The sequence below is a fragment of the Shewanella bicestrii genome, from assembly GCF_002216875.1.
Taxonomy (GTDB): domain Bacteria; phylum Pseudomonadota; class Gammaproteobacteria; order Enterobacterales; family Shewanellaceae; genus Shewanella; species Shewanella seohaensis.
In genome coordinates this window covers 616,164-628,700 of record NZ_CP022358.1, presented here as the reverse complement: position 1 = coordinate 628,700, position 12,537 = coordinate 616,164, and the positions used below count along the sequence as shown (strand labels likewise).

Below are 12,537 nucleotides of genomic sequence, written 5' to 3'. Positions count from 1 at the left end.
TGTGCCAAATCATGGAATACCAAGTCATCACAGATTACAGGACAATCATGCGGAAAACCTTTCGCCAACCCCATGCCTTAGCTGCGCTCGTGGTCGCCATCTTGATGGGCCAGCTCAGCGGCTGCGCAACCACGTCGGCGCAAACGTCGCCTACGGAATATGCTGCAACCATGCCTGACGCCCAGAGCAATAGTGAAGAGACAGCACAACCTCAGCATGTTGAAACGGAAGTTATCGACGAGCGTTACGCCGATGTGTGGGAAAAAATTCAACACGCCCGCACCATTGATGTGCATGACGATGCCGAAGTCCGCAAACAGCGTAACTTTTTCGATGATAAACAAAAGTTTATGACTCAGGTGACCCAGCGCGCCGAGCCATTTTTATACTATATTGTCAGCCAACTCGAAGCCCGCAACATGCCGCTCGAACTGGCACTCCTGCCGATTGTTGAGAGTGGTTATAACCCGCTCGCTCAGGCAAATGGCCCCGCCGGACTCTGGCAAATGATCCCTGCGACGGGACGTAATTTTGGCCTGACCATCAACTCGGCCTACGATGGCCGTAAAGATGCACTGGCCTCGACCGATGCCGTGCTCGACTATTTACAGCACTTGCACGACACCTTAGGTAACGACTGGATCAACGCCGTTGCGGGTTATAACAGCGGCGAGCTAGTGATCAAAGCCGCTATCGATAGAAACAAAGCTAAAGGCAAACCCACGGATTTCTGGTCGCTGAATATTCCTGCTCGCCAAGTGCAAACCGTACCTAAATGGCTGGCCTTTATTCAAATTATCCGCGCACCTAGCCATTACAATCTCAAAGTAATGCCGATTGCCAACCGCCCATTTTTGGAGCGTTTACCTGCACCTAACGGCGTTGAACTCAGCCAAATCGCCAATGCCGCGGGACTCACTAAGGCGGAGTTTAAAACCTATAACCCTGGTTATCGCCAAAGCGTGATCCCAAGTAAGGGCAAATACCAAATCGCCCTGCCGATTGAAAACATCGGCCAATATCAAGAGAATCAGCACCAGCTGTCCGCGCAAAAACATTACGACAGCCAAAGCTATATTGTGAAATCCGGCGATAGCCTAGGCACAATTGCAGCGAAATTTGATATCTCAGTCAAAGAGTTAAAGCAGGCAAACAACCTCAGCTCCGATAGAATTAAAATCGGTCAAGAATTAACCCTGTTAACACCGATGACAAGCGAAGATAACGCCTCGACCGAGACGCCAAAACAGAGCAAAGCTCAAACAACATCTCAATCGGCTAAGGCTAAAACCAGCAGTAAAACCGCTGACAAGCCCGCCGCGAAAGCCAGCACATACAAGGTAAAGTCCGGTGACTCGTTAGATAAAATCGCGCGCAAAAACAAAGTGAAGCTCGCGGATTTAATGAAGTGGAACCAGCTCAATGCCAAGAGCATTATTAAGCCTGGCCAAGAGCTAAAACTGTCGGAATAAAGACGGTCAAGACGAAAAAGCACTACCTAGGTAGTGCTTTTTTATTGCCCAATCTATTTAGCGATTAAAGCTTAACGAGGTTATAGCCAAAGCTGGTTGAAGCGTCCTTATTCAGCACCATAGTGACATTATCTTCGTTATTAAAATCCATCATCTCTGATGCATAAACCACTGTCTTAGTGCCATTTTCTACCGCAATCACCTTGATAAAATACTCACCTTTTGGCACCACTAAGGACTGCGGCGCCGTAGGGTTAACCGCACTGATCTTATAGGCTGCGGTTTCAATGGTGTCGTTCGCCTTTAAGAAGTACAGCGTCAGGTTACTCTTGTCGGCAAAACTGACGATATCAAACTTGAAGCTGTAGGGACTCGGCGTTTGCGTTTGCTTCATCTCCATCGCTTTCACTTGGCTACCTTCTTCGGTGGCTTGTTCGTAGATAAAGATGGTTTTGATCTCGTCCTGATTAAGGGTAATCAGCACATTATCGAGCAGTTTAGCTTGGCTAGTATGGTCAAACACGCTCACACCAAAGTCATTAAACTCAGCGCCTTGATAAGCAGTCACGCCAAAGGGAGCCACATTGCTAAATAGGGCTTCTTGCTTGTTGCTCACGACTTTGACATCGACATTGTGTGTTGCTAAACCATTGAATACCCTAAAATCGACGCTGCTTTCGAGGGCTACATGGTTACGCACATTGGTGGTCGAATCCACGCTATCTAAGCTGATTTTGGCATCCGAAGCACCAAAGCTTTCCCGTAAAATCAACTTATAGGGCACCTTAGTCTTAAAGTTAATGCTTGCCGTGGTGTAGCTCACGTTAGTGGTTCCCGCGGGGGCGAGGTAAACCTTGTAATCCCCAGTGTCTAAAATCTGCGGTGTCGAAACTTCACCGTAGGCGACACTGCCTAGCATCACCGCATCGGCAAAGCTTTGATCGGCTTTGGCAATATAGGCATCGTAGGCAGGCGCATCCATCGCCGTATGGGCGATCAATAATTGCATTTTGCTCTTGTCCGCTTCGGCATTTTGCTTATCTAACTCAGTGCGCGAGTAATTGATATTCAGCAGCGATGGCGAGGCAAAATCCCCATGTAAGACGAAGAAGTGATCCGTTGCGGTTTTTAAATCGATATCCTCTTTATAGAGCGAGATATCTTTGTTCGACGCATCCTTACCCATTACCTCGACGGCACTCACGCCGGGTGTCGACGTGAACCTTGGCATGGCATCGGCGTAATTCACACTCTCATAGGTTTTATCGCCAATTTTCAGTGCCGTTGCCGTGCTCCCCACAGAGGCATTGTAAAATTGCACATAGGTATCGGTCTTCGAGGTATCCTCGTCTTTATTGTTATCGGAGCCACCACAAGCGGTCACGCCCAAACAGGCGAAGGTTAAAACCGCGAATCCTTTTAGTTTATTGTTGAGCATCGTATCCCTCATTAGCAGACAAAAAATTCAGTTCAGTCTACGCAGTTATACAATGACAACAACGGCAATTTCCACTTAAAACTCAAACAAATATTTCACAAACTCAAACACTTAACAAACATTTCAGCAACAACACCAAAGTTGATACAAATCACATTTTTAGCAGGATTTTTTGATACAAATTGCCCTGTCGCCACTACAGTTCACCTCCATCGCATCGGCTGGCGAGAGTCGCATTTAGGCGAAAATCCCCACAAGAGGTTGTTCTACACCTCGCATTGATCATCGACATGTTAATGACACAAATCGATATTGCAGATGCTAAAACCGACTCAATAAAAAAGCCCCCGTGATACTGAGATGACAGGGGCTGATTGGTTTAAGAAGCGACTTAGATTCGATAACCACAAGATGCCACGGCTTAGCGCCTAAAAATCATAAGGCTTTATGGCGCCAAACCTTGGCTCATTACTGCGCCGTGGCGGGTGCAGGTAAGGTTTCGATGGTTAAGCGTTTATCATCCTTGAGGTATTTCTGCGCCAATTGGCTTAACTCGGCGGGCGTGATCTGTTGTACCAGCACCAATCGTTGGTTAAAGCCCGCAAAACGATCCGGTTGGCTTTGGGCGGTTGAGGCTAAATCGAGCCAAAAGTTGTTATTTTGCGGCGCCATCTGCATCCACTCCAACACAGGTTGGCGGGCGCGATTGAGTAAATCCTCACTGATCCCCGCTGGCGCTTGGACTTGCTTCACCGCGGCGGCGTAATACTGAGCCACCTCAGGCAACATGGTCTTAGTTGTGACGCTAAATAAGCCAAGATAGCCATAACCCGTTGGATTTAAATCATTATATGAGAATGCCGAAGGAGAATAACTCGCGCCGGCTTTTTCACGCACATTCTCGGTCAGCAAAATACTCAAAACCTGTTCGAGTAAGCCTAAACCAATCTGCTCACGAAGATTGCTCATATCCGTGGTTGGCCACACCTGCGCCAGCGCCGCCATATCGACCTGACCATAATGCATCAGGCTCATGTGTGCGGGCACTTTGGGAAACACGGGTACAATCGTCTGCCCCTTAGGGATAGGCTGACGGGCAATGGCTCCTAAGGTTTGCGCCACTTCAGCAATCGCTTTGTCTTCATTCACATCGCCCGCAATTGCCAGTTCAATCGCCCCCTGCTGAACGGCAGAATGGAAGCTAGGCGCAAGCTCAGCAAACTGACGCTTGAGGATTTCCTCTGGATTACCATAGCCATAGCGTTTATCCCCATTATGAGCAATACGGGCAAACTGGTTCGAAAACTCCAGTTGCGGATTGCTATGAATACTCTGCTGCTCGGCAATCACTTGCTCACGGAATAACTGCTCGGCTTGCTTATCCATACCTGGGTCGACTAAGTATGCCGTCAGCACGCCTAATTGAGTGCGAAGCTCGGCAGCATTGGTGCTGATCTCGCCACCAAAACTCTGCTCACGCAGACTCAAACTCACCGAGATATCTTGGCCAGCAAAAATATCGCGCATGCTGTCCCAGTCATGTAAGCCTAAGCCGCCCTGCACAAAGGCGCTGTTAAACAGATAGGACAAACCGTCTAACTCGGGGAATGGCACCTCGCCAAAACCTATGTTTAAGCTCACTAACGCCACGCCCTGATTAAAATCCGTTGGCTTGATATTAAGGCGTACACCATTGGCAAACTGTATCTTACGGATCCCAGTTGTGGCATCACGCTGATCGGCAACAATCTGCCCCGGCTCACCAAATTGACTATAGGCAAACTCGGCAATAGCTTTGGTTTCAGGCGCTTTTACCGCTTGCTTTTGACTCGCGTTGTAGGCGGCTAATAGTTGTTTTTCAGCATTATCAATGGGCTTATTGCTGGTTAAATACAAATAAGGCGTGCCATTCCAAGTCTGTTTAAACAACTGCTGCAGTTTTTGCGGCGTGATACTCGGCATCAGTGTCTCAAACAATGCCAATTGCCACTCAGGCTCGACGGGCACCCGTCTGCTCGCTACGGCATTCACTAGGCTTTCGGCAATGTTCACGCTGTGAATAGTGTTACTACCTGCAGCATTGAGCTGATAACCCTTATGCATTCGTTTAAGTTGTTGGTCGATTTCCTGTTGGCTAAAGCCAAATTCAAGCGCCTGACGCAGGGTTTGCTCCAATAGCGTAATACCCTGTTGCCAGTTGTTTTCCTGCGTGCCCAGCGTCATTTGAGTGCCGTAGGCAATACCATACTCGGGGCCAATTTGCAGATTAATGCCGTACAGGCCTTGGCTGTGGAGTAATTGCGATTCTAGGCGGCGGTATAAAATGCCATGGGCAAGCTCTAATAAAATCTCCTGCTCTCGCTGGGCAATGGTATCGGCTTTAGGCTGTTGAGGCTTTAACAACCCCAGAGAAACCGAGGTTTGCAGGCTTGGATCGAAGAAGGCGCTCGCCTCTATCTTAGATTTGGCTTGTACCACACCGATAGATTGCGCTTTTACCCCTGCGGCCTGCGGCGCAGCTTGCCAGTCGGTAAATTGCTGTTTGATCTTTTGCTCGATACGACCGACATCAATATCGCCCACCACAATTAAGGTTGTGCGGGACGGCGTGTAAAAACGTTGATAGAGGGATAATAACTTTTCACGGTTCGCATTTTTAATGCTCGTCGCCTCCCCCACGGGGAAGCGCTGCGACAGCACTGTTTGCGGCATTAAAAAGGCTAACTGGTGGCGATAGTTTTCTAAATCGGCGCTGCTACGCTCACGCAGTTCAGACAAGACCACGGCCTTTTCACGCTCGATAAGCGCGGGATCAAGCAACAGATTACCAGCGATTTCGCGCATTAAAAACAAAGCGGTATCGACTTTATCTTGGCTATTGCTCGGTAGATTAAACTGGTAAACCGTCTGCTGGAATTCAGTCACCGCATTGGTATCGGCCCCAAAACTTAAGCCTAAGCGTTGTAAGGTTGGGATCATCTCCCCCGCCGCGAGCCCGGTAGAGCCATTAAATGCCATATGCTCTAAAAAATGCACCAGACCTTGCTCGGCATCCGTTTCCATCACAGATCCCACATCGACCCGCATACGGACGATAACGGCCTGTTCGGGAGTTTTGTTGTTTACCAACAGATAGTGCAACCCATTAGTCAGGGTGCCTGTGTGCACGCGTTGACTTAAGGGTAAATCGGCAGACTCAGGCCACAAAGGCGCTTCAACCGCCCTTAAGGGTAAGGCCACGCTGATAAATAGCAGCCATAGCCACAGGTGTTTAAACTGGATTCGCTTGAAATGATTCATAAAAATTCATTTTATCCCCCCAATTGGGTTCATTAACCGGATAAAATGCTTACCTCAGTACTGATAAATTGACTTTTTACTATAGCCGCTAAAAGGCTTTAAGTCACAAAATCAATACCTTACACCGTACCAAAAGCAATTATCACCTTGATATTTAGCAAAATATCTTTAGAAATAATCTCACCAAAATCTCGAACCAAATGCCTCGTCCAGCGGCAAACACTCTACGCCCCGAAGCGGCTGACACAGATCGCGAATAGTTTGATTCACTATGATATAAGCCAGTTTTTCCTGTAGCGAAAATATCGACGCTCCCTCCACCTTGCTGGCATCAATCACTAAAGTCTGGATTTGGAGTGACTGACATTCACCATAGCGGCGATAACTGACTTGCGAGCGATTCATATCGATACAAGCGAAACGCTTAAGCACCTTCATCGCATAAAATTGATGATTGATGTCTCCGCTGTTATCACGAATTTCAGCAGGGATAAACTGGACTTCTTTGTCGCTAACTGCACTAAATTGCTCGACAAATAATGAGCTGACAAGGGGAAGGCCTATGGTAGGCAAAATGTCGTACTGGGTAATTGCCTCATCAAGCACATCCACCTCATAGTAAAGGGGCGTTATACCATTAAAAGGCTTAGTAAAACTATCAATATAGGGCTGCTCATTCTGCTCCGAATACACAAAATAAACATCCCTGTGATAGAAAGCATCCAACTCAAAAAATGGTTCCATATCTACATCCTGTAAATGGTTTGAAAGCAACTCAACGTTTTGCTATCAACGGAAAAATCGCAATTAAAACAAAGCCCCGTAAACGGGGCCTTGTGTTTGAATCTTAGCACTATGCTAGATAATCAAGCTTAAAACGGGATATCGTCGTCCCAACCATCATCCAAATCTGGGGTAAAGTTTTGTTGTGGCTGTGGCGCAGGACGTTGTGCAGGTGCCGCTGGTGCTTGATACGCTGGAGCAGCAGGCTTAGGCGCATAACCACCTTGCTGTGGCTGAGCATGGGATTGCTGTTGCTGGCCATAGCTTTGCTGAGCTGGCTGCTGATTGTAGCCAGATTGTGGCTGCTGTGCGGGTGCTTGGTAACTTTGCTGTGCTGGCGCGTATTGGTTTTGCGCTGGCGCAGTTTGAGCCGGTGCTGCTTGGTAACCCGCGTTTTGTTGCATGCCACCCATAGGAGCACCTTGACTTTGGCCTTGATTGCGACCACCTAACATTTGCATGCTACCGCTTTGGTCGATAACCACTTCAGTGCTGTAACGATCTTGACCGCTTTGATCTTTCCACTTACGCGTCTGCAGTTTACCTTCGAGGTAAACCTGTGAACCTTTACGCAGGTACTCACCCGTAATTTCAGCCAACTTGCCAAACAGAACCACACGGTGCCATTCAGTACGCTCTTGCTGTTGACCTTGTTGGTCTTTCCACGATTCGCTGGTCGCTACTGTGATGTTAGCGACTGCGTTACCGTTTGGCATGTAACGTACTTCTGGATCTTGTCCCAAATTGCCAACCAAAATTACCTTGTTAACACCACGACTGGCCATTGAAATCTCCTGCGATTCTTTAAATAATCTATTAATTCAGTATGTTGTTTATAATTGTTGCCGCAAGGGAAAATCCGCTTCCCTAAAACTCGCGGCAATAACACATATTATTGAGCAGAGCCTAACACAGCTCGGGCTTCTCTTAAATCGAAATGCTCATCAACCTTTAAGTAGGCCACTTTTTCGTCTAGCACCACAATCGCTTCGACCACACCCATCAATTGTGACAGCTGCGACGCCATATCCCGCGCTTGGGCCTTATCTTTCACGGCGGCTTCTAAGGTGTAACTCTTAAGCAGCACAGGATTTTTCATCCCTAGGGTCAATAATAACCAAACGCCCATCAATACCAGCGCGACGATAAACACGCCCACGGCGCCAACTAATTGGAACGCCCCCCCGCCGAGCATACCGCCACAGAATGCGCCTAAGAATTGGCTAGTCGAATAAACCCCCATGGCAGAGCCTTTTTCACCAACTGGGCAGAATTTCGCAATCAAACTCGGCAGCGACGCCTCAAGATAGTTAAAGCCGGTAAAAAACAGCAATACCGCTACGCTCAATACCCAGAGGTTGTTCGAAAACATCGCCATCGCCGCAAGGGCAAACATCATGATCACTAAAGCAATTTGGAACATCGCCTTGGTATTCTTACGCTTCACCCCGATGATGATTAACGGCACCATCAAGAAGAATGCGCCCACAAACGCGGGGAAATACAGCATCCAATGTTTTTCTTTCACCAGACCCGCATCGACTAAATCGAGTGGCAAGGCGACAAACACCGCGGTTAACACTAAGTGCAGAATAAAAATACCCGCATCGAGCCTAAACAGCTGCGGATCGGTCAACATACGCTTGAGCTTGGCAGGCGCCGCTAAGGTATCGCCCTTAGGTGCATGGGAAATCGGATTCGGCACTAATAACTGCACAATCAACATGCCAAGTACCGCAAGGCCAGCGGTTAGCAGGAATAAACCCGATAAGCCTAAATGCTGCGCCACAATTGGACCCACGAGTAACGACAAAGCAAAGGAGCCGCCGATACACATGCCGATAATGGCCATCACCTTAGTGCGCTGCTCATCTCGGGTTAAGTCCGCCGCTAAGGCCAACACGGCGGCAGCAATCGCGCCCATACCTTGCACGGCACGGCCAAATACCACCCCGTAAATCGTATCGGCATTGGCGGCAATTAAGCTGCCGATGGCGAACAATACTAGGCCAGCGAGAATGACAGGTTTACGACCATACTTGTCGGATAAAATCCCCATCGGGATCTGTAAAACGGCCTGAGTCAAGCCATAGGCACCAATGGCTATCCCCACCCAAAGGGGAGAAAAACCTTCTAAATGCTGACCATAGAGTGCAAAGACGGGCATGATCATAAACAAGCCCATCATACGTAAACCAAATACGCTGGCTAAAGAAAACGCGACTTTTTTCTCGGTTCCTGAAAGTCCGTTGTTACCCATGATTTTGCCCTGGATTGAAGTCTTTTAGGGGGCGCATGTTAACACACCCAAAAGCGTTTGCTCAAAAGGAAAAACCGCCCGCGCCGAGAGTGTAAAACAGCGGGTTTTGCCCCGCGCCAATGCTGATGCTCGCGCGTTAGCGTACGCTTAGGCCTTTATTTTTAAGGCTTATCTAAAAGCCCATTGGCTACAAATAGTTAACTCGATGCTTACAGAACTTGGCTAAGTTCACAGCCAATAGACGGATTAATCTTCGTTAATCCGCTAACTGCATCACCTTTATCAGCAATACCGGCCCCACAACCGCGCCCATTGGGCGTGTCAGCAAGATCACAGAATCGACTAAACTCGGCCGCCGAACTGTGCGATACTTAGGCTCATTTTTTTAAGCATAAGACTTGAGCGATAGATGGATAAGATTGAAATACGCGGCGCACGGACCCACAATCTCAAAAATATCAACCTGACTATCCCAAGGGATAAGTTAATCGTTATCACAGGGTTATCGGGTTCAGGCAAATCTTCCCTAGCATTTGATACCTTATATGCCGAAGGCCAACGACGTTACGTTGAGTCTCTTTCTGCCTATGCCCGCCAATTCTTAAGCTTGATGGAAAAGCCCGATGTCGACCATATCGAAGGCTTGAGCCCGGCGATTTCCATCGAACAAAAATCGACGTCCCATAACCCGCGCTCCACAGTCGGGACTATTACCGAAATTTACGACTATCTGCGTCTATTGTTTGCCCGTGTGGGCGAACCGCGCTGCCCTACTCACGGCCAACCACTTGCGGCGCAAACCGTGAGTCAGATGGTTGATAAAGTGTTAGAAATGCCCGAAGACAGCCGCTTGATGCTGCTGGCGCCCGTGGTCAACGGTCGTAAGGGTGAGCACGTTAAACTACTCGAAGGTTTATCGGCGCAGGGCTATATCCGAGCCCGAATCGACGGTGAAGTCTGCGACTTAACCGATCCACCAGCACTCGATTTACACGTTAAGCACACTATCGAAGTGGTGGTCGACCGCTTTAAAGTCCGCAGCGATATCCAGCAGCGTCTCGCCGAATCCTTTGAAACCGCGCTCGAGCTCTCCGGCGGGATTGCCGTGGTCGCCAGCATGGATGAAGGCACTACTGAAGAATTAATCTTCTCGGCAAATTTTGCCTGTCCGCACTGCGGTTATTCAATGGCCGAGCTTGAGCCACGGATTTTCTCCTTTAACAATCCGGCTGGCGCTTGCCCAACCTGTGATGGTTTAGGGGTACAACAATTTTTCGACCCAGACAGAGTGCTCACTAACCCTGAGTTATCCCTTGCGGGCGGCGCGATTCGTGGCTGGGATAGACGTAACTTTTATTACTTCCAGATGCTGAGTTCGCTCGCCGACCACTATAAGTTCGATGTCGAAGTGCCCTTCGAACAGCTGTCGGATAAGGTGAGAAAAATCGTCCTCTACGGCTCAGGCAAAGACAGTATCGCCTTCAAATACATCAACGACCGTGGCGATGTGGTGGTGCGTAATCACCCCTTCGAAGGCATCTTAAATAATATGGACCGGCGCTACCGCGAGACCGAAAGCAACGCGGTGCGCGAAGAATTAGCCAAGTTTATCAACACTCAAGCCTGCCAAAGCTGTGGCGGCTCGCGCCTGCGTGAAGAAGCCCGTAACGTGTTTATTGGCGACCTAAACCTGCCCAAACTCACTGTTTGGTCGATTGGTGAAGCCCTCGAATACTTCGACAAACTCGAGTTCAGCGGCCAAAAGGCGCAGATCGCCGAGAAGGTATTGAAGGAAGTACGCGATCGCTTAGGCTTCCTCGTTAATGTCGGCCTCAACTATTTAAGTCTGTCGCGTTCGGCCGAAACCCTCTCAGGCGGTGAAGCGCAGCGTATTCGCCTCGCCAGCCAAATCGGCGCAGGACTGGTCGGTGTGATGTATGTGCTCGATGAGCCATCTATCGGCTTGCACCAACGGGATAACGAGCGGTTATTGCAGACCTTAATCCACCTGCGTGATTTAGGTAACACAGTGATCGTGGTTGAGCATGATGAAGATGCGATTCGTATCGCGGATCATATTATCGATATCGGCCCCGGCGCTGGTGTACACGGCGGCGAAGTGATTTGCGACGGCCCGATTGAGAAAATTGTTGCCTGCGACGAGTCCGTCACTGGCCAATATATTTCGGGCAAACGTAATATCCATATCAGCACCGCACGTACGCCTTACGATCCCAAACAAGTGATTGAGCTTTACGGCGCCCGCGGCAATAACCTGCGCAATGTGGATTTAACCATCCCTGTGGGATTATTCACCTGCGTAACCGGAGTATCGGGTTCGGGTAAATCGACGCTGATTAACGACACCTTCTTTAGAATTGCCCATAAGCAACTCAACGGTGCCACAGTCGATGAGCCCGCACCTTATGATCGTATTGTCGGCATGGAGCAATGCGATAAAGTGGTCGATATCGACCAAAGCCCGATTGGTCGTACTCCGCGCTCTAACCCCGCCACTTATACTGGCATCTTTACGCCTATTCGGGAGATTTTTGCCGCAACGCAGGAATCCCGAACCCGTGGTTATCAAGTGGGCCGTTTCTCCTTTAACGTGAAAGGCGGTCGCTGTGAGGCCTGCCAAGGCGATGGCTTAATTAAGGTCGAAATGCACTTCCTACCCGATGTGTATGTGCCCTGCGATGCCTGTAAGGGTAAACGCTATAACCGCGAAACCTTAGAGGTACGCTACAAGGGCAAGAACATCCACGAAGTGCTGCAAATGACAGTGGAAGATGCGCGGGAGTTTTTCGATGCCGTGCCAGCCATTGCCCGTAAACTGCAAACCCTGATGGATGTAGGTTTGTCCTACGTACGTTTAGGCCAGAGTGCAACCACGCTGTCGGGCGGTGAAGCCCAAAGGGTGAAACTCGCGAAAGAGCTCTCTAAGCGCGATACGGGTAAGACCTTGTATATTCTCGATGAACCGACAACGGGCTTGCACTTTGCCGATATCCAATTGCTGCTCGATGTACTGCATCGTCTCAAATCCCACGGCAATACTATCGTGGTGATTGAGCATAATCTGGATGTGATTAAAACCGCAGACTGGATTATCGACTTAGGCCCAGAAGGCGGCGGTGGCGGCGGTACTATCTTAGCAACCGGCACGCCAGAAGATGTGGCGCAGCATCCGACATCCCATACCGCGCGCTTCTTAAAACCGCTGCTGGAGCGGGATGCTAAGCTAGCCAAGCAGTCATAATATTAAGTGTCAGCAGCGCCTT

The 12,537-nt window shown here is 49.1% G+C and carries 7 protein-coding genes; 2 read left to right on the top strand and 5 right to left on the bottom strand.

Annotated features, from left to right (window positions below; genetic code table 11):
• Positions 1-47: 47 nt before the first annotated feature.
• Complete coding sequence (locus tag CF168_RS02860; protein ID WP_089066898.1) at positions 48-1,472, top strand: LysM peptidoglycan-binding domain-containing protein; 1,425 nt, start codon at positions 48-50, stop codon at positions 1,470-1,472.
• Between the two features lie 64 nt (positions 1,473-1,536).
• Here CF168_RS02860 and CF168_RS02855 read toward each other — a convergent pair whose 3' ends face one another.
• The 5 genes from CF168_RS02855 to CF168_RS02835 form a co-directional block, all read right to left on the bottom strand.
• Positions 1,537-2,910 (bottom strand): DUF4397 domain-containing protein, encoded by a 1,374-nt coding sequence (locus CF168_RS02855; RefSeq protein WP_089066897.1) that lies wholly within the window; start codon positions 2,908-2,910, stop codon positions 1,537-1,539.
• Positions 2,911-3,378: 468 nt separating this feature from the next.
• Positions 3,379-6,210, bottom strand: a complete 2,832-nt coding sequence (locus CF168_RS02850; RefSeq protein WP_089066896.1) for a M16 family metallopeptidase — start codon at positions 6,208-6,210, stop codon at positions 3,379-3,381.
• Positions 6,211-6,390: 180 nt separating this feature from the next.
• Positions 6,391-6,954: an imm11 family protein gene (locus CF168_RS02845; RefSeq protein WP_089066895.1), complete on the bottom strand. Its 564-nt coding sequence runs from the start codon at positions 6,952-6,954 to the stop codon at positions 6,391-6,393.
• 128 nt (positions 6,955-7,082) lie between these two features.
• Positions 7,083-7,778 carry a single-stranded DNA-binding protein gene (ssb, locus tag CF168_RS02840; RefSeq protein ID WP_089066894.1) on the bottom strand — a complete coding sequence of 232 codons (696 nt, stop codon included), beginning with the start codon at positions 7,776-7,778 and terminating at the stop codon, positions 7,083-7,085.
• 107 nt (positions 7,779-7,885) lie between these two features.
• Positions 7,886-9,253, bottom strand: coding sequence for an MFS transporter (locus CF168_RS02835; RefSeq protein WP_011624151.1), 1,368 nt, complete (start codon positions 9,251-9,253; stop codon positions 7,886-7,888).
• 409 nt (positions 9,254-9,662) lie between these two features.
• Between CF168_RS02835 and uvrA the strand changes: the two genes are divergently transcribed.
• A complete protein-coding gene (uvrA, locus tag CF168_RS02830; protein WP_089066893.1) occupies positions 9,663-12,515 on the top strand; it encodes an excinuclease ABC subunit UvrA in 2,853 nt (950 codons plus the stop codon).
• Positions 12,516-12,537 lie beyond the last annotated feature (22 nt).